The sequence below is a fragment of the Streptomyces griseoflavus genome (genome assembly GCF_014649995.1).
GTDB classification, from domain to species: domain Bacteria; phylum Actinomycetota; class Actinomycetes; order Streptomycetales; family Streptomycetaceae; genus Streptomyces; species Streptomyces griseoflavus.
Genome location: NZ_BMUC01000002.1, coordinates 513,895 through 533,874 on the forward strand (window position 1 = coordinate 513,895; position 19,980 = coordinate 533,874).

Annotated in this window: 17 protein-coding genes and 1 pseudogene; 10 read left to right on the forward strand and 8 right to left on the reverse strand. The window is 72.5% G+C overall.

What is annotated here, in order from left to right:
* Positions 1-35 precede the first annotated feature (35 nt).
* On the forward strand, positions 36-1,235 hold the full coding sequence (locus IE172_RS08190) for a MarP family serine protease (RefSeq protein WP_190096408.1): 1,200 nt from the start codon (positions 36-38) through the stop codon (positions 1,233-1,235).
* A gap of 12 nt (positions 1,236-1,247) precedes the next feature.
* Here IE172_RS08190 and IE172_RS34410 read toward each other — a convergent pair whose 3' ends face one another.
* From IE172_RS34410 to IE172_RS08215, 6 genes are all read right to left on the reverse strand, one after another.
* Positions 1,248-1,430, reverse strand: coding sequence for a hypothetical protein (locus tag IE172_RS34410; protein WP_229885876.1), 183 nt, complete (start codon positions 1,428-1,430; stop codon positions 1,248-1,250).
* Positions 1,431-1,568: 138 nt separating this feature from the next.
* The gene (locus IE172_RS08195; RefSeq protein ID WP_190096409.1) at positions 1,569-2,519 is read right to left on the reverse strand and encodes an alpha/beta fold hydrolase; all 951 of its coding nucleotides are present in this window, start codon (positions 2,517-2,519) and stop codon (positions 1,569-1,571) included.
* Positions 2,516-3,004: a phage holin family protein gene (locus tag IE172_RS08200; protein ID WP_190096410.1), complete on the reverse strand. Its 489-nt coding sequence runs from the start codon at positions 3,002-3,004 to the stop codon at positions 2,516-2,518. The genes IE172_RS08195 and IE172_RS08200 overlap by 4 nt, the downstream gene beginning before the upstream one ends.
* Positions 3,005-3,088: 84 nt before the next feature.
* On the reverse strand, positions 3,089-4,525 hold the full coding sequence (nhaA, locus tag IE172_RS08205) for a Na+/H+ antiporter NhaA (protein WP_190096411.1): 1,437 nt from the start codon (positions 4,523-4,525) through the stop codon (positions 3,089-3,091).
* A 190-nt stretch (positions 4,526-4,715) separates the two neighbouring features.
* Complete coding sequence (gene acs, locus IE172_RS08210) at positions 4,716-6,671, reverse strand: acetate--CoA ligase (protein WP_190096412.1); 1,956 nt, start codon at positions 6,669-6,671, stop codon at positions 4,716-4,718.
* 201 nt (positions 6,672-6,872) lie between these two features.
* A complete protein-coding gene (locus IE172_RS08215) occupies positions 6,873-9,374 on the reverse strand; it encodes a bifunctional SulP family inorganic anion transporter/carbonic anhydrase (RefSeq protein ID WP_190096413.1) in 2,502 nt (833 codons plus the stop codon).
* Positions 9,375-9,729: 355 nt separating this feature from the next.
* Here IE172_RS08215 and IE172_RS08220 point away from each other — a divergent pair, with 355 nt between their 5' ends.
* Positions 9,730-11,001, forward strand: a complete 1,272-nt coding sequence (locus IE172_RS08220) for a polysaccharide deacetylase family protein (protein ID WP_190096414.1) — start codon at positions 9,730-9,732, stop codon at positions 10,999-11,001.
* Between the two features lie 9 nt (positions 11,002-11,010).
* On the opposite strand, the gene IE172_RS08225 is transcribed toward IE172_RS08220, so the two are convergent.
* A complete protein-coding gene (locus tag IE172_RS08225) occupies positions 11,011-11,991 on the reverse strand; it encodes an ATP-binding protein (protein ID WP_190096415.1) in 981 nt (326 codons plus the stop codon).
* A gap of 101 nt (positions 11,992-12,092) precedes the next feature.
* Between IE172_RS08225 and IE172_RS08230 the strand changes: the two genes are divergently transcribed.
* A complete protein-coding gene (locus tag IE172_RS08230; RefSeq protein ID WP_190096416.1) occupies positions 12,093-12,917 on the forward strand; it encodes a Fic family protein in 825 nt (274 codons plus the stop codon).
* 397 nt (positions 12,918-13,314) lie between these two features.
* Here the strand turns inward: IE172_RS08230 and IE172_RS08235 are convergent, their stop codons facing one another.
* Positions 13,315-14,148, reverse strand: coding sequence for an HAD family hydrolase (locus IE172_RS08235; RefSeq protein WP_190096417.1), 834 nt, complete (start codon positions 14,146-14,148; stop codon positions 13,315-13,317).
* 577 nt (positions 14,149-14,725) lie between these two features.
* Here IE172_RS08235 and ssd point away from each other — a divergent pair.
* The 7 genes and pseudogenes from ssd to IE172_RS34415 form a co-directional block, all read left to right on the forward strand.
* Positions 14,726-15,832, forward strand: coding sequence for a septum site-determining protein Ssd (gene ssd, locus IE172_RS08240; protein WP_190096418.1), 1,107 nt, complete (start codon positions 14,726-14,728; stop codon positions 15,830-15,832).
* The gene (locus IE172_RS08245; RefSeq protein ID WP_190096419.1) at positions 15,829-17,037 is read left to right on the forward strand and encodes a TadA family conjugal transfer-associated ATPase; all 1,209 of its coding nucleotides are present in this window, start codon (positions 15,829-15,831) and stop codon (positions 17,035-17,037) included. Before ssd ends, IE172_RS08245 begins: the two co-directional genes overlap by 4 nt.
* Entirely contained in the window at positions 17,034-17,909 is an 876-nt protein-coding gene (locus tag IE172_RS08250) for a type II secretion system F family protein (RefSeq protein ID WP_190096420.1), read from the forward strand. The genes IE172_RS08245 and IE172_RS08250 overlap by 4 nt, the downstream gene beginning before the upstream one ends.
* A complete protein-coding gene (locus IE172_RS08255; RefSeq protein ID WP_190096421.1) occupies positions 17,906-18,700 on the forward strand; it encodes a type II secretion system F family protein in 795 nt (264 codons plus the stop codon). The genes IE172_RS08250 and IE172_RS08255 overlap by 4 nt, the downstream gene beginning before the upstream one ends.
* A gap of 78 nt (positions 18,701-18,778) precedes the next feature.
* Positions 18,779-18,988, forward strand: a complete 210-nt coding sequence (locus IE172_RS08260) for a DUF4244 domain-containing protein (protein WP_190096422.1) — start codon at positions 18,779-18,781, stop codon at positions 18,986-18,988.
* Positions 18,975-19,352, forward strand: a complete 378-nt coding sequence (locus tag IE172_RS08265; protein WP_190096423.1) for a TadE family type IV pilus minor pilin — start codon at positions 18,975-18,977, stop codon at positions 19,350-19,352. Before IE172_RS08260 ends, IE172_RS08265 begins: the two co-directional genes overlap by 14 nt.
* 236 nt (positions 19,353-19,588) lie before the next feature.
* Positions 19,589-19,900, forward strand: a pseudogene (locus tag IE172_RS34415) (Rv3654c family TadE-like protein); the annotation flags it as partial.
* Positions 19,901-19,980: the final 80 nt, after the last annotated feature.

Below are 19,980 nucleotides of genomic sequence, written 5' to 3' on the forward strand. Positions count from 1 at the left end.
GCCGTGCTGGGTACGACGAGGCGAGGCTTGAAGCGGTGAACGTGCTGGACATCCTGTTGCTGCTCGCCGCCGTGTGGTTCGCGGTCGTCGGCTACCGGCAGGGCTTCGTCGTCGGCATCCTGTCGGTGATCGGCTTCCTGGGCGGCGGACTCGCCGCCGTGTACGTGCTGCCGGTGATCTGGGACGCCCTCACCGATGACGCCGAGATCGGCACGACCGCCGCCGTCATAGCGGTCGTCGTCGTCATAGTCTGCGCCTCCGTCGGCCAGGCCCTGACCACCCATCTGGGCAACAAGCTGCGCCGCTACATCTCCTGGTCCCCGGCCCGCGCGCTCGACGCGACCGGCGGGGCGCTGGTCAACGTCGTCGCGATGCTGCTGGTCGCCTGGCTCGTCGGCTCGGCCCTCGCCGGTACGACACTGTCCACCCTGGGCAAGGAGGTCCGCGGCTCCACGGTGCTGCTGGGCGTCTCCCGGGTGCTGCCCGACCGGGCCGACACCTGGTTCGCCGACTTCTCCTCCATCCTCGCGCAGAACGGCTTCCCGCAGGTCTTCAGCCCGTTCGCCAACGAGCCGATCAACGACGTACAGCCGCCCGACCCGGCTCTCGTCGACAGTCCCGTGGCGGCGCGCGCGCAGCGCTCCATCGTCAAGGTCATGGGGACGGCGGAGAGTTGCGGCAAGGTCCTGGAGGGCACCGGGTTCGTCTTCGCCGACCGCCGGGTGATGACCAACGCCCACGTCGTGGGCGGCGTCGACGACCCGACCGTGCAGATAGGCGGCGAGGGCAGGAAGTATGACGCCAAGGTCGTCCTCTACGACTGGGGGCGCGACATCGCCGTCCTCGACGTCCCCGACATGAAGGCTCCGGCACTGAGGTTCGCGGCCGAGGACGCGAGCAGCGGTGACGGCGCCATCGTCGCCGGCTTCCCCGAGAACGGCGCGTACGACGTCCGGGCCGCGCGCGTACGCGGCCGCATCACCGCCAACGGCGCGGACATCTACCACCGCGGCACGGTCCGGCGGGACGTGTACTCGCTGTTCGCGAACGTCCGTCAGGGCAACTCGGGCGGGCCGCTGCTGAGCACCGACGGCACGGTCTACGGCGTGGTCTTCGCCAAGTCCCGGGACAACGCCGAGACGGGGTACGCCCTCACCGTGGACGAGATCCAGGAGGACATCGCCAAGGGGCGTACCGCGAACCGTGAGGTGGACAGCGACAGCTGCGCGCTGTGAGGTGAGGGGGCGTCAGCCGCGCGGGTGACGCAGGCGTACGGACACCCAGCGGGCCCGGCGCCGGAGGATACGCGGGATTCCCACCCTGAGGTCCGTTGCCGCCATCTGTGGTGCACCGCCTTGCTGGTGGGAGCTCACACCGCCCGCCGGGCGGCGATTGCGGGTTGCGTCACTGTAATCGTGCGTCCAGCCCATACCCCGACGTTTGCCCCCGACCCATGGTCGATAACCGCTTTGCGGGCGGCCAATTGGCCTATGCGTCAGGCAATTGGCGTTCGTCGGACAAGCGTTCAGGGTGGGGGCCGGGAGGCGGTACGGAGCGCGCCCGTCCGGTCACCGGTCGGGTTCGGGATCCTTCAGCCAGTTGATCAGTTCCGTGGAGAAGGTGACCGGGTCCTCCTCGTGCGGGAAGTGTCCCAGCCCGTCGAACAGCCGCCAGCGGTAGGGGGCTTCGACGTACTGCCCGGAGCCCGCCGCGACGCGGGTGCGGACGACCGGGTCGAGGGAGCCGTGCAGGTGCAGTGTCGGCACCCGCACGGGGCGCTTCATCCTGCGGTTGAACTGGAAGCCGTCCGGGCGGGCAAGGGAGCGCACCATCCAGCGGAACGGCTCGATCGAGCAGTGCGCCGTGGAGGGGATGCACATGGCCCGCCGGTAGTTCTCCAGCGTCTCCTCGTCCGGCAGCCGGGGCCCGGACCAGTCCTGGATCAGCTTCGCCACCAGCGCCCCGTCGTCCGCGGTGAGCTGCCGCTCCGGCACCCAGGGCCGCTGGAACCCCCAGATGTGCGACATGGCCGCCGACTGCCGGGCGTCGGAGAGCATCGCCGACCGCCACTGCCGCGGGTGCGGCATGGAGGCGACCGCCAGCCGCCGCACCAGCTTGGGGCGCATCGCCGCCGCCGTCCACGCCAGGTACCCGCCCAGGTCGTGGCCGACCAGCGCGGCGTCCGGCTCGCCGAGGGAGCGGACCACCCCGGTGATGTCCAGCGCGAGGTTGGCCGGGTCGTAGCCGCGCGGTGTGCGGTCGCTGCCGCCCACTCCGCGCAGGTCCATGGCGACGGCGCGGAACCCGGCGTCGGCGAGCGCCGTCAGCTGGTGCCGCCAGGTCCACCAGAACTGGGGGAATCCGTGCAGCAGCAGCACCAGGGGGCCGTCGCCCAGCTCCGCGATGTGGAAGCGGGCGCCGTTGGCCGCGACGTCCCGGTGGACGAGCCCCGGGGCGTCGGGGACGGCGAGTCGTACGGCTGAGGCGGGTTGCGCCGAAGGTGTGGCGGGGTCCGTCATGAGGACGAGCGTGCCACAGCCTCGACGGCGTGGGGGATCCGGTCCTCGGGCAGGGCGGGCCGCGGGTGCGGCTTGGCCTTCTGCAGCACGCCCGCCGTCTCCTTCACCGAGGCGGCGACCTTCTGCGGGCCGCGGCCCTGCTTGGCCTTCTTGGCGAAGGTGACGCCGATCAGTGCGAGGACCCCGGCGATCAGCACGTTCGCCGCGAAGGACAGCAGGAAGCAGACCGCGAGGTTCCAGCCGCTCCAGGTGCGGATGCCGTAGGCGAGGGCGAAGTTCAGCATCGGCAGGGAGAACAGCAGCAGCACGCCGGCCGCCGTGAACGCCCCACCGCTGGTCGCGCCCCGCTTGACGTCCTGCCTGAGCTGCGCCTTCGCCAGCGCGATCTCGTCGTGCACCAGCGCCGACATGTCAGCCGTCGCCGAGGCGAACAACTGGCCGATGCTGCGTTCGGCGCCGACCGGGCTGCCGTCGGGTGCGCTCATCGCGGTCTCCCTCTCCTGCGTACGTCCTGCGTACGTTCCTCGTGGCTGCGCGTACGGTCCAGTCTTTTGTACCGTCTCGTCAGATCATGCCGGACCGTGCTGCCGATCGCCTGCCCCGCCCGGCACTTCGGCAAGCGCGTCCCGCTCGGCGGCCTTCTCCCGGGCGAGTCGCCGGTGCTCGGCCGCCTTGTGCTCGTGGATCTCCGCCATGCGCAGGTGGTACGCGGGGTCGTCCTGCTCGTAGACGTCCGGGACGCCGTCGCGGTCCTCGTCGCGCTCCTCCTCCTCGGTCAGCCGGCGGTACTTGGCGTTCCGGATCTTCAGCAGGACGGCCGCGACGACGGTGGCGATCAGCGAACCGGTGAGGACGGCGGCCTTCACGCTGTCCGTCATCGACGCGTCGCCCTCGAAGGCGAGTTCGCCGATGAGCAGCGAGACGGTGAAACCGATCCCGGCGAGGGTCGCCACCGCGAACACGTCGGCCCAGGCGAGGTCGTCGCTGAGCGACGCCTTGGTGAAACGGGCGGTCAGCCAGGTGCCGCCGAAGATGCCCAGCATCTTGCCGACGACCAGCCCGAGGACGACGCCGAGCGTCTCCGGCTGGGTGAACACGTCCGCCAGGGCATCACCGGAGACCACCACACCCGCGCTGAACAGGGCGAACAACGGGACCGCGAAGCCCGCCGAGAGCGGCCGCACGAGGTGCTCGATGTGCTCGCCGGGGGAGTGCTCCTCGCCCTCGTGGCGGTGGCAGCGCAGCATCAGGCCCATGGCGACACCGGCGATGGTGGCGTGGATGCCGCTGTTGTACATCAGCCCCCAGATCACCAGCGCGAGCGGTACGTAGACGTACCAGCCGCGTATGCCCTTGCGCAGCAGCAGCCAGAAGACGGCCAGGCCCGCGAGCGCGCCGCCGAGGGCCGCGAAGTTCAGGTCGGCGGTGAAGAAGACCGCGATGATCAGGATCGCGAACAGGTCGTCGACGACGGCGAGGGTGAGCAGGAAGGCGCGCAGGGCGCTGGGCAGGGAGGTGCCGATGACGGCGAGCACGGCGAGCGCGAAGGCGATGTCGGTGGCGGTGGGCACCGCCCAGCCGGCCAGCGAGCCGCCGCCTATACCGTTGGTGATCGTGTAGACCAGCGCCGGTGCGGCCATGCCGCACAGGGCGGCGACGACGGGGAGCGCGGCCGCCTTGGGGTCGCGCAGGTCGCCGGCGACCAGTTCGCGTTTGAGTTCGATGCCGGCGACGAAGAAGAAGACCGCGAGCAGTCCGTCGGCGGCCCAGTGCGCCACCGACAGGTCCAGCCCGAGCGCCGCTGGGCCGAAGTGGAAGTCGCTGACGCTGTCGTAGCTGTTGCTCAGTCCGGGGATGTTCGCCCAGACCAGCGCGGCGACGGCGGCCAGCAGGAGGAGGACTCCGCCGACGGTCTCGGTGCGCAGGGCGTCCGTGACGAACGTCCGCTCGGGCAGGGAGAGGCGCCCGAAGGCTTTGCGGGGGCCGGGAGTGCGGGGGGCGGTCACTGGGTGTTCCTCCGGTCGACGGGCAGCACGAATCGCGTGCCGACCAGACTTCCCGGCGCCCCATGAGACAACAGCTTTCCGCCCCCACCCTAACCAAACCGCCCCTGAGCTGCACGAGGAGCCGGGGGCCCGGCGGGACATCCGGCGCGTCGGTGCGCCGGGTGTCCCGCCGTGGTCAGGGGCCGCCCGCTCAGTCCTCGCCGGGCGCCTGGGGCAGCTTGGCCTGGATGAGGTCCATGACCGTGGAGTCCGTCAGGGTGGTGACGTCTCCGAGCTGACGGTTCTCCGCCACGTCCCGCAGCAGACGGCGCATGATCTTGCCGGAGCGGGTCTTCGGCAGCTCGGCCACCGGCAGGATCCGCTTGGGCTTGGCGATCGGGCCGAGCGTGGCGCCCACGTGGTTGCGGAGCTCGCCGACGAGGTCCTCGGTCTCCGCCGCCGTGCCGCGCAGGATCACGAAGGCGACGATCGCCTGGCCGGTCGTCTCGTCCGCCGCGCCGACCACGGCCGCTTCGGCGACCGACGGGTGGCTGACCAGCGCGGACTCGACCTCCGTGGTGGAGATGTTGTGCCCGGACACCAGCATCACGTCGTCGACCCGGCCCAGCAGCCAGATGTCCCCGTCGTCGTCCCTCTTCGCACCGTCGCCGGCGAAGTACTTGCCCTCGAAGCGGGACCAGTACGTGTCGATGAACCGCTGGTCGTCGCCCCAGATGGTGCGCAGCATCGACGGCCACGGCTCGGTGAGGACCAGGTAACCGCCGCCGCCGCTGGGCACCTCGTTCGCCTCGTCGTCGACGACCGTCGCGGAGATGCCGGGCAGCGGGGTCTGGGCGGAACCGGGCTTGGCGTCGGTCACGCCCGGCAGCGGGGAGATCATGATGCCGCCGGTCTCGGTCTGCCACCAGGTGTCCACCACCGGTGTGCGGTCCCCGCCGATGTTCTTGCGGTACCAGATCCACGCCTCGGGGTTGATCGGCTCGCCGACGGAGCCCAGCACCCGCAGGCTGCCGAGGTCGAACTTCGCGGGGATGTCGTCGCCCCACTTCATGAACGTCCGGATCGCCGTCGGTGCCGTGTAGAGGATCGTCACGCCGTACTTCTGCACGATCTCCCAGAAACGGCCCTGGTGCGGCGTGTCCGGGGTGCCCTCGTACATGACCTGGGTGGCGCCGTTGGCGAGCGGGCCGTAGACGATGTACGAGTGGCCGGTGACCCAGCCGACGTCGGCCGTGCACCAGTACACGTCCGTCTCGGGCTTCAGGTCGAACACCGACCAGTGCGTGTACGCCGTCTGGGTCAGGTAGCCGCCGGAGGTGTGCAGGATGCCCTTCGGCTTGCCCGTGGTACCCGACGTGTACAGGATGAACAGCGGGTGCTCGGCCCCGAACGCCTCCGGGGTGTGCTCGGCGCTCTGCCGCTCCACCGCCTCGTGCCACCACACGTCGCGGCCCTCGGTCCAGGTGATGTCCTGGCCGGTGCGGCGGACGACGAGGACGTGTTCGACGTTGTCCACGCGGCCGACCGCCTCGTCGACGGCCGGTTTGAGCGCGGAGGGCTTGCCGCGCCGGTAGCCGCCGTCGGCCGTGATGACCACGCGCGCGTCGGCGTCCTTGATGCGGGTGGCGAGCGCGTCCGCCGAGAAGCCGCCGAAGACGACCGAGTGGGCCGCGCCGATCCGGGCGCAGGCCAGCATCGCCACGGCGGTCTCGGGGATCATCGGCATGTAGACGGCGACCCGGTCGCCCTTGCGGACACCCAGCTCCAGCAGGGCGTTGGCGGCCTTGGACACCTCGTCCTTGAGCTGGGCGTAGGTGATGGCGCGGCTGTCGCCCGGCTCGCCCTCGAAGTGGATGGCGACCCGGTCGCCGTGCCCGGCCTCCACGTGCCGGTCCACGCAGTTGTAGGCGACGTTGAGCTCGCCGTCCTGGAACCACTTGGCGAACGGCGGGTTCGACCAGTCCAGGGTCTCGGTGGGCTCCGTGGCCCAGGTCAGCCGGCGGGCCTGCTCGGCCCAGAAGCCGAGCCTGTCAGCCTTGGCCTGTTCGTACGCCTCCGCCGTGACGTTGGCGTTCGCGGCCAGGTCGGCGGGGGGCGAGAAGCGACGCTCCTCCTTCAGAAGGTTGGCCAGGCTTTCATTGCTCACGGCATCTGCCTTTCCCAGGGGTGTCCGTTGTGTCCCAGGCCACAGCTCATCAGACCCGGGGGTGCGCTGACAAGGGCCGACGGGAAATTGGTTTAGACCTGTCGGGTCGGGTGGTGGTGCGATGTTCGTCACCCCTTCCCACGGGCCCGGGCGCGAGCCGGTTCAGGGGGTGTAACGCCTCTCACACCCGGACGCGCCACCTCACAGGGCCAGGTCCACGGCCCGCACCCGGTCGAACACCGTTTCCTCGTCCCGCTCCGTCAGGAGGTACGCCTGGGCCTCCCCCACGTGGAAGTACAGCCCGTGCAGCTCCAGTGCCCCGTTCTCCAGGGCCCGTGCCACGCAGTCGTGCGCACGCAGGTGCTCCAGCTGCTGCACCACGTTGGTCAGACAGAGCTCCTCGGCCGCGTCGGCCGGTCTCCGCCCGGTCAGCCGCGGCGGGACCTTGCCGGCGGCGCCCACGCGCTCCAGACTCGGCTGCCCGTGCCGGAGCCACCGTCTCAGCGGCGTACGGGCGCTTCCGCCCGGGTCGGAGTCGAGCAGCGCCTGCATGGCGCCGCACCCCGAGTGCCCGCACACCGTGATCGACCGCACGGCCAGCACCTCCACGGCGTACTCGATGGCGGCGGCCACCGAGTCGTCGCCGCTCTCCGCACCGGGCGGGGGCACGAGATTGCCGACGTTGCGCACCACGAACAGGTCTCCCGGACCACTGGACGTGATCATGGACGTGACGACCCGGGAGTCGGCGCAGGTCAGGAAGAGCTGGGTGGGCCGCTGACCCTCGCGCGCCAGCCGGGCCAGCTCACCGCGGACCAGGGGCGCGGTGTACCGCTGGAACGTGCCGATGCCGCGCACCAGCTGGCTGCCGCCGACGCTCTCCCGATCCGGCGCCGGCGCCTTCTCCGCGTCCGTTCCGCCTGCTGCGGCCGCCGAGCCCCTCCCGTCCGCCGCGGTCCTGTCCCCTCGGCCCGCTGCGTCCGCGCCGCCCGCTGCGTCGGCCAGGTCCGGTCTCCGGCCGCCGTCCGGCAGGGGGCGGGGGAGCTCGCACTGGTGGTTGCGCCAGGGCGTCCAGGGCCGGCAACGGCAGTCGGCCTCGGAGGCTCCGGCCGCCTCGGCACCGACGGTGAGGTGGGCGGAGGCGAGGGCGGAGGGTTCGGCGATGCGGACCCCGGCGCGTCGGCCGGTGATCTCGACGGTGCCGCCCTGCGCGGTGTGGGTGCTCTGCCAGTCCTGCAGCGTCTCGTACGCCGCGTGGTCCATGAAGGAACCGTCCAACGCGACGACGACACGGGCCCCTTGGGGTACGAGATGCAGGACCCGGCTGAGCCGGGGCACCGCGAGGAACGTCAACTGCCCCCTGACGTGTACGTGATGGACTCCTTCCTCTCGCTCGTGGGTGATACGGGTGCGGGTGAGGCGGTGCAGGGCCACGCCGACGGCCACGGCGATCCCCAGTGCGACGCCCTCCAGGACGCCGAGGGACACGACGCCGAGGGTGGTCACGGCGTAGACCAGCACCTCACGGTGGCGGGTCACCGTGAGGATGTGGTGCAGGGAGACCATCTGGATGCCGACGGCCATCACCAGGGCGGCGAGCGAGGCGAGCGGGATGAACTCCAGGAGCGGGACCATCAGCAGCGCGGCAGCCACTACGAGAACGCCGTGCAGCATCGTGGAGTTCCGGCTCACGGCTCCCGCGTGCACGTTCGCGGAACTGCGCACCGCCACCCCGGCCACGGGCAGTCCGCCGAGCGAACCGGAGACGATGTTGGCCGCGCCCTGGCCGAGCAGTTCGCGGTCCAGGTCGGAGCGTCCGACGCGAGCGGGACCGGGACGGCCCGACACCAGCTTGTCCACGGCGACCGCGCCGAGCAGCGACTGCACGCTGCAGACCAGTGTCGTGGTGAGCACGGCGGCGGCGAGCCCGAGCACCGGGCCGTCCGGCAGACCGGCCAGGGCGTGGTTGCGCCAGGAGGGCAGGTCGACCTTGGGCAGGGCGAGGCCGGCCGCGGCGGCGATCGCGGTGGCGCCGGAGACGGCGACGAGCGCGGCCGGGATCTTGTGCAGCCGGAGCCCGGCCCGGCCGGGGAGCCGCGGCCAGAGGAGCAGCAGTGTCAGGGTCAGCAGGCTCACGAAGAGGGCCGCGGGGTGCACGTTGACCAACTGGGTGGGGAGCGCCCGCAGGTTGTCGGGGACGGAGCTCTGCGGGGTGCCGCCGAGGACGATGTGCAGCTGGGCGACGGCGATGGTGACGCCGATTCCGGCGAGCATGCCGTGCACGATCGCGGGACTGACGGCGAGCGCGCCGCGCGCCACCCGCAGGCAGCCGAGCCCGAGTTGGGCGAGGCCGGCGAGGACGGTGATGGCGCAGGTCGTCCGCCATCCGTAGTGCTGGATGAGGTCGGCGGTGACGACGGTGAGTCCGGCGGCGGGGCCGCTGACCTGGAGCGGGGAGCCGCCGAACCGCCCGGCGACGAGTCCGCCGACGGCGGCGGCGACCAGTCCGGCCTGGAGCGGGGCGCCGGTCGCCAGGGCGATGCCGAGGGACAGTGGCAGCGCGATGAGGAAGACCGCGACCGCGGCCGACACGTCGGCGCTCGCGATGCGGGGACGCCGGGGGCCGGGCGGCGGGCTGTGGGGTGGATGGGTGCGCTCGGTGTGGTTCGCGTCGGTGGTGCGGGCGGGAACGCAGGCGGACATGGTGCCCCGTCTCCTTAGGGTCTGCGCGGTCGCGTGACGGGTGAGGCCTCGCTCGGCGGCGGGGCGGCCGGGGCCGTGGGGACGGCCCGCTCACGGCGGTGAAGGGCAACAGCAGAACATCGAGTGGTCACTATCAGTAAACGAATCGTAATTCAGAGTAAAGCGCTGGCATAGACTTTCCGGGCAAATGGAGTAGTCAATCACTCCGGCGCGTGAAGCACTCATTTCATCGGCTTGTCGTATTAATTCCTTCTTCATTCCGTGCGACGTTGGCGGCGCTGTCGGCGCATACCGGAACAGCACCAGACAGCGCCCCTCATCGAGCTCGGCCCGAGAGAAGGAAGAAGGTGGGCGGATGGCCGCCACCCACAGGATCGCCGCGGGCACCGTGATCGCCGCGGTCTGCGCCGCCTCGCTCGCCGGCTGCGGGACCGGCGCCGACCACGCCGGCGAGCAGGCGCGGGACCGGGAGAAGGCCAAGCCGGCGCCCGCCCCGAAGAACGTCGTCCGGCTGATCGGCGACGGCTCCACCGCCTACACCGGAGCGCAGCCGCACCTGCCCCGGCCCGAGCGGATGAAGCCCGGGGAGAGGCCCCCGCAGTTTGTTGTCTTCTCCTGGGACGGCGCGGGTGAGGACAGCCAGAAGCTCTTCTCGCACTTCCGAAAGGTCGCCAAGGAGAACGACGCGACCATGACGTACTTCCTGAGCGGTGTTTACCTGCTCCCGGAGGAGAAGCGCGATCTGTACAGGCCGCCGCAGCACTCCCCGGGCCGCTCCGACATCGGCTTCAACGATCAGCAGGGCATCGCCGACACCGTGAAGCAGCTCCGGCTGGCCTGGCTCGAGGGCAACGAGATCGGCACCCACTTCAACGGGCACTTCTGCGGCAGCGGCGGTGGCGTCGGCGAATGGTCGGTGGCGGAGTGGAAGGACGAGATCGCGCAGGCCAAGAGCTTCGTGAAGACGTGGAAGACCAATACCGGCATGAAGAACACGGCGCCGCTGCCCTTCGACTACGACAAGGAGCTCATCGGCGCCCGCACCCCCTGCCTGGAAGGGCAGGAGAACTTCATGAAGGCCGCCCGTGCCCTGGGCTTCCGCTACGACACCAGCGGGGTCAACAACCAGGTGTGGCCGAAGAAGAAGGAAGGGCTGTGGGACCTTTCCATGCAGCTGGTGCCCTTCCCCGGGCATTCCTTCGAACAGCTCACCATGGACTACAACTTCATGGTCAACCAGTCCGGGACCACCACCCAGGGCGACCCGTCCAAGCACGAGATGTGGGGCGACCAGATGCGCGACGGTCTGCTCCAGGGATTCGACCGGGCCTACGAGGGCAACAGGGCGCCTCTGATCATCGGCAACCACTTCGAGTCCTGGAACGGCGGCACCTACATGCGTGCCGTCGAGGAGGTCGTCGAGTCGGTGTGCACCAGGTCCGAGGTGCGCTGTGTCTCCTTCCGGCAGTTGGCGGACTGGCTGGACGCCCAGGATCCGGCGGCCCTGGCGAAGCTGCGCACGCTCGGCGTGGGCGAGGCCCCGAAGAAGGGCTGGAAGTCCTTCCTCGCCGACGGCCCCGCCCCGGCCCCCAAGGGAGCGCCGGGGTCCCCGGCGGCCAAGGAGTGACGGCGGGCGTCAGGCGGAAGCCGTGACGTCCTCGCCGAGCACGAAAGCGGGGTCGACCTGGGCCGCCAGGTCGGCCCCCGTGCGTTCGTTCCCCCACGACGCGGCGTTCTTCAGGTGGAAGTGCACCATCTGGCGGGTGTAGCGCTCCCGGTCACGCAGTTCGTACGTCGCGTCGGCGGCCGACCGCAGCAGACTCAGCGCGCTGCGGTTGCGTTCCTCCAGGTGCTCGAACCGGGGCGGCCGGCCCTTCTCCATGGCCCGGACCCAGTCCGAGTGCCCCACCGTCACCAGCAGGTCCTCCCCGGTCTCCGCGCGGAGGAAGTCGAGGTCGTCCGGTCCCTGCACCTTGTTGCCGACGACCTTGAGGGTGACGCCGAAGTCGCGGGCGTACTCCTTGTACTGACGGTAGACGGAGACCCCCTTCCGGGTCGGCTCGGCGACGAGGAACGTGATGTCGAAGCGGGTGAACATGCCGGAGGCGAAGGAGTCCGAGCCGGCGGTCATGTCGACCACGACGTACTCGCCGGGGCCGTCCGCCAGGTGGTTCAGGCACAGCTCCACCGCTCCGGTCTTGGAGTGGTAGCAGGCGACCCCCAGGTCGGCGTCGGAGAAGGGGCCGGTGACCATCAAACGGACGGCTCCGCCGTCGAGTTCCAGCGGATGTGCGCAGGCGTCGTAGACCGGGTTGTCCTCCCGCACCCGCAACAGGCGGGAGCCCTCGCCGGGCGGCGTCGTCTTGATCATCGTCTCGGCGGACGCGATGCGGGGGTTGGTGCCGCGCAGGTAGTCCTTGATCAGCGGCAGGTGCTCGCCCATGGAGGGCAGGGCGGCGGCCTCCGCCTCGTCCAGGCCCAGCGCGGCTCCGAGGTGCTGGTTGATGTCGGCGTCGACCGCGATCACCGGAGCCCCGCAGGCCGCGAGGTGACGGATGAACAGGGAGGACAGGGTCGTCTTTCCGCTGCCGCCCTTCCCCACGAAAGCAATTTTCATGTTCACCAAGGGTAGTGCCTTCATTGCTTTGCGTGATGTGCGGGCGTGAAGAAGACCACTCCTTCGTGGGGCGGGCGCCCGGGGTGCGTAGGGTCGTACTCATGAGTACGACAGGCGCGACCGCCGACCCGCTCGCGGCCCTGGCCGCCCTGCCCGGTGTGGCCGACTCCGTGGAGTCCGTGCGCAAGGCCGTGGACCGGGTCTACGGGCACCGGGTCATGCGGCGGCGCAGCAACGAGATCACGTCCGAGGCGGCTTTGCGCGGCGCGCGGGGCTCCGCGGCGCTGTCGGGTGCGGACTGGGCCCTGGAGGAGGTGCGCCGGCGCAGCGACTTCAGCGGTGACGAGGAGGCGCGCACCATGGGGGCCGCCCTGCGGCTGACCGCCGAGGCGGGCCAGCTGCTGTCCATCTGGCGGCAGTCGCCCCTGAGGGTGCTGGCCCGGCTGCATCTGGTCGCGGCGGCCGACAAGGACGAGCGGGTCGGCAGGCCCCGGCAGCAGGGCGAGCCGGTCGACGAGCCGCTGATCCCGCTTCCGCTGCCTGGCGCGGCGGAGGCGCACGGCCGGCTCGAAGGGCTGTCCGCGCTGATCATCGCGGGTGGTTCCGCGCCGGCGCTCGTCACCGCCGCCGTGGTGCACGGCGAGCTGCTCGCGCTGCGCCCGTTCACCTCGCACAACGGGCTGGTCGCCCGTACGGCCGAGCGCATCGTCCTGATCGGCAGCGGCCTCGACCCCAAGTCGGTCTGCCCCGCCGAGGTCGGTCACGCGGAGCTGGGGCGGGAGGCGTATCTGCGGGCGCTCGAGGGCTATGTCTCCGGTACACCCGAAGGGGTGGCAGCCTGGATCGCCCACTGCGGTCGGGCGGTCGGACTCGGGGCCCGCGAATCCACGGCGGTGTGCGAGGCGCTGCAGCGCGGGGCGGCGTAGAAACGCGACCTCACGATGATGCGGCGGTACGAATACTCGTACCGCCGCTGGCATGTCCACCGCGTTACCAAGCGTCCTCGATAAGTGCCCATCAGGTCGGGGACTTTGCCCGTCACCTGGTGCGGCTGGCCCGTAATCGACGGGTCGACGTCGCGTGGGTGCCCGGTGTTCATGCGCGGTCCGTGGGGCCTGATGCGTTGTGAAGGTGATCCTCGCGGATGTCCCTGGTCTCGCGGGCCGTTAAATCCTTTGTACTCCGGGTCCGAAGCGAGGGGAAGTCCAGGACCTGCTTCTTTACTTTTGGGTTCACATACTCGTGAAACGGACGGAGGCGAGACACAGGCGGCCGACGACCGTCCGCGTGGTCCATGGGGCGCGCGGGCCGGGAGGCGGGTGGTCAGGCCGCCGTGGTGCGGCGCCGGCTGGCGTACCAGACGAGGCCGGCGGTGGCGGCCGCGGCTCCTATGGCGGCCGCGGCGACCAGGGCGGGGCGGGGCGGCACGGAGAAGGCGGGGAAGCGCTGCTTGAGCCGGACCGGCCGGTGGAAGTCGAGGATCGGCCACTCGCGCGTGAGGGCCTCGCGGCGCAGCGCGCGGTCCGGGTTCACCGCGTGCGGGTGACCCACGGACTCCAGCATCGGCACGTCGGTCACCGAATCGCTGTAGGCGTAGCAACGGGCCAGGTCATAGCCCTCGGACGCGGCCAGTTCCCGGATCGCCTCCGCCTTGGTCGGGCCGTACGCGTAGTACTCCACCTCACCGGTGAAGCACCCGTCCTCGCCGACGACCATGCGCGTGGCCACGACCCGGTCGGCGCCGAGGAGTTCGCCGATCGGTTCGACGACCTCGGCGCCCGACGTGGAGACGATCACGACGTCGCGGCCCGCGGTGTGGTGCTCCTCGATGAGGGTGGCGGCCTCGTCGTAGATGATCGGGTCGATCAGGTCGTGCAGCGTCTCGGCCACGATCTCCTTGACCTGCTGGACGTTCCAGCCGCGGCAGAGGGCGGACAGGTACTTGCGCATGCGCTCCATCTGGTCGTGATCCGCGCCGCCGGCGAGGAACACGAACTGGGCGTATGCGGTACGCAGGACCGCCCTGCGGTTGATCAGACCGCCTTGGTAGAACGACTTGCTGAACGTGAGTGTGCTCGACTTCGCAATGACCGTCTTGTCCAGGTCGAAGAAGGCGGCTGCGCGGGGCAAGGAGTGGTTTTCCACATCCCTGAGCATAGGCGCAGCCCATTCGGCGTAAGGTGGGGCGCGTGGGTTTGCCTGAGAGGGCTCTCGGGTACACCATGGAAGTCACGGATCGTTCGCGACCGTGCTAACCCGGCCCGACTCCTCCCCCCCCCGAGTCGGCCGTGGGGACGACCCCCGCTCTCCCCCCCGGCGGGGGTCGTCGCATGTCCGGACACGTTTTCTTCCCCCTTTCGGCCCTACGGTGTCGCAGCGGCGATGCCCGCGGTAGCTGATTGTCATGTCCGCGACTGATTACCAGGGGTAGTCGTCGGACTGCCCTGCGGGGCTCGCACAGAAGGCTCGCAGGGCTCACCTGTTTGGGTGACCGCGATATTCACAGGTGCCCTCTTGTCCACAGATATCGACCAAGATCCACGAGTTTTTCCGTATCGCTGCACCGTGATTCCTGCGCGACCCGCTCACCGCGAGTTCACGCCCGCTTCCGTTTGCCGGGTCGCGCACGGCCGGTTTCCGCCGGCCGCTCATCAGAAGACCGCTCGCCGGTTCTTCACACGCCTGGGAAACGCGCGGCCGGAGGGCCGCGCGCACGCAGCGAACGGGGACGTACATGAACGCATCCATCACGCACGACCCACCGCCGGCCTCCGGAGGAGGCCGGCAGGGCGCACCGCTGATCGTCACCGAGGACGCAGGACTCCTCGACGACCTGTTGCGCCTGTGCGCGGCGGCCGGCGCCACCCCTGAGGTCCACCACGGGGCGCCGGGGGACAGGGGCAGCTGGGAGGCGGCGCCGCTCGTCCTGGTCGGCGACGACGCCGCCCGGCGGTTGCGCGGGGCGGTGCGCCGGACCGGAGTGGTGCTGGTCGGGCGCGACCAGGACGACTCGGGGGTCTGGCGACGGGCCGTCGAGATCGGCGCCGACCACGTACTGATGCTCCCCGACGGGGAGCAGTGGCTGGTCGACCGCATCGCCGACGTGGCCGAAGGAGTCGGCCGGCCCGCCCTGACCGTCGGAGTCATCGGCGGCCGCGGCGGAGCCGGAGCGTCCACCCTCGCGTGCGCGCTCGCCGTCACCTCCGCGCGGGAGGGACTGCGCACGCTGCTCGTGGACGCGGATCCCCTCGGCGGCGGACTCGACGTGGTCCTCGGCGGGGAGACGGCCAAAGGACTGCGCTGGCCCGCGTTCGCCGCCTCACGGGGGCGGGTCGGTGGCGGCGCCCTGGAGGAGTCCCTGCCCGAGCTCCACTCGCTGCGGGTACTCAGCTGGGACCGCGGCGACTGCCTCGCCGTACCGCCCCCCGCCGTACGCGCGGTGCTCGCCGCGGCCCGGCGCGGGGGCGGCACCGTCGTGGTCGACCTGCCGCGCCGCGTCGACGACGGCGTCGCCGAGGTCCTCGCCCAGCTCGATCTCGGACTCCTCGTGGTCCCCGCGGAACTGCGCGCCGTCGCGGCGGCGGGCCGGGTCGCCTCCGCCGTCGGCATGGTCCTGCGCGACCTGAGGGTCGCGGTGCGCGGGCCCTACGCGCCGGGCCTGGACGACCGCGAGGTGTCCCGCCTGCTGGGACTGCCCCTCGCGGGAGACGTGCCCGTCGAGCCCGCCCTGCAACGCCCCTACGACCCCGGACGGCCGCCGGGGGCCTCCGGCCGGGGCCCGCTCGCCCGCTTCTGCAAGGAGTTCCTGGAGCGCGCGCTGGTGGAGGCGAGGACGGTATGAGGGCGTCGACGGTGAGCGGGGCCGGGATGCCTCCCGGGCTGCTCGACGGGGTGCGGCGGTGGCTGGCCGAGAGCGGGGCCGAGCCGACGCCGGCACGGGTGGCGCAGGCGCTGCGGGACCAGGGCCGGGTGCTCGGGGACGCCGAAGTGCTGGGAGCAGCCGAGCAGTTGCGGTCCGAGCTGGTCGGCAGCGGCCCGCTGGAGCGGCTGCTGGCCGATCCGTCGGTGACCGACGTCCTGGTGTCGGCGCCGGACCGGGTCTGGGTGGACCGGGGCGGCGGGCTGGAGCTCAGCGAGATCTCCTTCCCCGACGCGATGGCCGTCCGCCGCCTGGCCCAGCGGCTCGCCGCCGTGGCCGGCCGGCGCCTCGACGACGCCCGCCCCTGGGTCGACGCACGACTGCCCGACGGGACGCGGCTGCACGCGGTGCTGCCCCCGGTGGCGGTCGGCTGCACCTGTCTCTCGCTGCGCGTCGTACGGCCGCGCGCCTTCACGCTCGCCGAGCTGGTGGCGGCCGGGACGGTGCCGCCGGGCGGTGACCGTCTGCTGCGGGCGCTGCTGGACGCGCGGCTGTCGTTCCTGGTCAGCGGAGGCACCGGCAGCGGCAAGACGACCCTGCTGAGCGCGCTCCTGGGACTGGCCGGGCCGGACGAACGCATCGTCCTGGCGGAGGACTCGGCGGAGTTGCGCCCGGATCATCCGCACGTCGTGCGCCTGGAGACCAGGCCGGCCAACCAGGAGGGCGCGGGCCTGGTCACTCTGGAGGACCTGGTGCGGCAGGCGCTGCGGATGCGGCCCGACCGGCTGGTCGTGGGCGAGGTCCGCGGCCCGGAGGTGACCCATCTGCTGGCCGCCCTGAACACCGGCCATGAAGGCGGCTCGTGCACGGTCCACGCCAACGCCGCCGCCGACGTACCGGCCCGGCTGGAAGCACTCGGCACGGCCGCGGGACTCGACCGTTCCGCCCTGCACAGCCAGCTGGCGGCCGCCCTCTCGGTGGTGCTGCACCTCGTACGCGACCGCAGCGGACGGCGGCGGATCGCCGAAGTGCACGTGCTGGAGCGGGACCCGTCGGGGCTGGTGCGCACCGTGCCGGCGCTGCGGTGGGGTCCGGAGGCGTTCGTCCGCGAGCGGGGCTGGGAGCGGCTGCGGGAACTGCTCCGGCTCGGGAGCGGTGACGGACCGCGGGCAGGGGCCGTGCGATGAACGGGACGGCCGGGATGTCGACGGGTGCGGCCGTGGCCTGTCTGGGGGCCGCCGCCTGGATGCTGAGCGGCGGGTGTGGCGGGGCCCGGCGGGCGCGGTTGCTGCTGGCCGGCGGTGGCGCGGCGGGCCTCGGACCGCCGGGGTGGCCCCGGGTGGCCGGCGAGTGGGCGCGGATCCGTGGGCGGCTGCGGGCCGAATGGTGGTCGCTGGTCGCCGGGACGGTGCTGGCGTTGCTGGGCGCGTCCGTGCTGCCGGTCCTCGCCGGTGTGGCCGGGGTGCCCGTGCTCCGCCGGGTGCGGCGGGCCGCCGAGGCACGACGGACCCGGGACGGGCGCGGGGACGCGGTGATCGCGCTGTGCGGGGCGCTCGCCGGCGAGGTGCGCGCCGGGCGGCAGCCGGCCGAGGCGCTGCTGTCTGCCGGGCGGGACTCCGGCGGGCTCGGTGACACGCAGGCGGCCGTGCTGGCGGCGGCGCGGTTCGGCGGCGACGTACCGGACGCGCTCGCGGCGGCGGCGCGGCAGCCGGGCGCCGAAGGGCTGCGGGGACTCGCCGCGTGCTGGCGGGTGGCGGTGGACCAGGGCGCCGGTCTCGCGGACGGGCTCGACCGGCTGGAAGCGGCGCTGCGTGCCGAACGGGACCAGCGGGCCGATCTGCGTGCCCAGCTGGCCGGTGCCCGTGCCACGGCGGTGATGCTCGCCGGGCTTCCCGCCGTGGGCCTGGCGCTCGGCGCGGCGCTCGGCGCCGACCCGCTGCGCGTTCTCCTGCACACGCCGTCCGGCCTGGCCTGTCTGGTCGCCGGCGGGGTGTTGGAGGGCCTGGGCCTGTGGTGGGCGCTGCGCATCATGCGGGGCGCCGAGGAGGTGACGGGATGAGCGGGGAGGTCGTCCACAGGCTGGGGGCAGTCGTGGGGATGGTGTCGGCACTCGCCTGGTCGGCGGAGTGGTGCCGGCGCACCCGGTCCGCGCGGACAGTGCGACGCCGACTGGCCGGGGTGCTGCCGCCCGAACGGGCGGTGCCCACGACCGCCGCAGGCCCCAAGCGGCTGCGGCTCGCACGGGACCGGCTGCCGCTCGTGGGCGTCGTGGGCGCCGGATGGTGCCTGGTGGACGGTCCCGCCGGAGTGCTGGTCGGGCTGGCGGCCGCGGTCGGGCTGTGGCGGTGGCAGCTGCGCCGGCACGCGGCCGCGGTGGACGCCGGGGCGTCCGATGCCGCCGAGGCGGCACGCCGACTGCCCCTGGCCGCCGACCTGCTGTCCGCCTGCATCGCGGCGGGTGCCGGGCCGGTACTGGCGGCGCAGGCCGTCGGAGAGGCACTGGGCGGCCCGGTCGGGGACGCGCTGGCGCGCGGAGCGGCGGAGGTGCGGCTCGGCGGTGAACCGGGTGCCGCCTGGCGCCGGCTGGCCGGGCTGAAGGGTGCCGCGCCGCTGGCCCGGCTGCTGGAACGGGCCGATGTGTCCGGGATCGCCCTGGCCGCCCCCGTGGGCCGGCTCGCCGCCGAGGCCCGCGCCGAGTGGGCCCGCGCGGCGACGGCACGGGCCCGGAAGGCGGCCGTCATGGTCAGTGCCCCGGTGGGCCTGTGCTTCCTGCCCGCCTTCATCGCGATCGGAGTCCTTCCCGTGGTCATCGGGCTCGCGGGCGGAGTGCGGGGAGGAGGTGGTGGGTGACGGGCGACGGCCTGCGGCGGAAAGCCGGAACGAGCGGTGACCACAAGAGCAGTACGACTTCTCCTTACGGGGGTTGAGATGTATCAGGCGGTACGGGCACGACTGCGTGCCCTGGTGTGCGGGGCGCGTGCGGCACGGAGGGACGCCGGAATGGTGACCTCGGAGTACGCGATGGGCATCGTGGCGGCGGTGGCGTTCGCCGTGGTGCTCTACGAGGTCGTCAACAGCGGACCGGTCAGCACGGCACTGCGGAACATCGTGCAGCAGGCACTTGATGGCCGGATGTGAGCGGCGGGCGGACCAGGGGTTCGTGACGGCTGAGGCGGCCATGGTGCTGCCCGTGCTGGTGATGTTCGCGACGGCGCTGGTCGGGGGCCTGATGGTGGTGGCGGCGCAGATCCAGTGCGTGGACGCCGCCCGTACGGGCGCCCGCGCGGCGGCCCGGCAGGACCCGCCCGGCGCGGTCGTCGACGTGACCCGGGGAGCGGCACCGCCCGGCGCGCGGGTCACGGTGAGCCGCGAGGCCGGACAGGTGCGTGTGGTCGTCGTGGCCAGGCCGCCGGTGCTGCGCGGGCTGCCGTTCGACCTGCGGGAGGAGGCCGTCGCGGCGGTGGAGCAGACCGAGGGAGAGACGGTGGGGGCGGGAACATGAGGGCCCGGACCCGCGAACGACGGCTCCTTAACCTCCGAGCCGCCGTGTGCGGGAGCGCGACGGCGACAGGGACGCCCGGGCTGCCCTGCGGGTGGTGGTCCGTCGGACGGGGACGTCCGGCCCGCCCGGCGGGCGGTGGCGCGTCGGACAGCGGCGTCCGGCCGCCCGGTGGCGGTCGGCGCGTCGGCCGGGGACGCGCGCGGGGCTCCGACCGGGGGTCCGCGACGGTCTGGAGCGTGGGCGCGATCGCCGTGCTGTGCCTGGTGTTCGGCATCGTGCTCGCCCTCGGGCACGCCGTCGTCATCAGGCACCGGGCGGCCGGGGGTGCGGACCTGGCAGCGCTCGCCGCGGCCGACCACTGGGCCGAGGGACGCGCGGCCGGATGCGCGCGGGCGGAACGGGTGGCCCGGGCCCAGGACGCACGGCTCGTGCGGTGCGCGATCACCGGCGAGGTGGCGGACGTGTCGGTGGCGTCCGGGAACGGGCCGTTCACCGTGGAGGTCAGGGCACGGGCGGGCCCCGCCGGCCCGCCCGACCCCCTGCCGCCGGGCACGGCCGGGGCTCCGGCACGGGCCTGGCACCGGACTCAGGACCGTCGCAGGCCCCCGCGCCCGGGCCCCGCACCGCG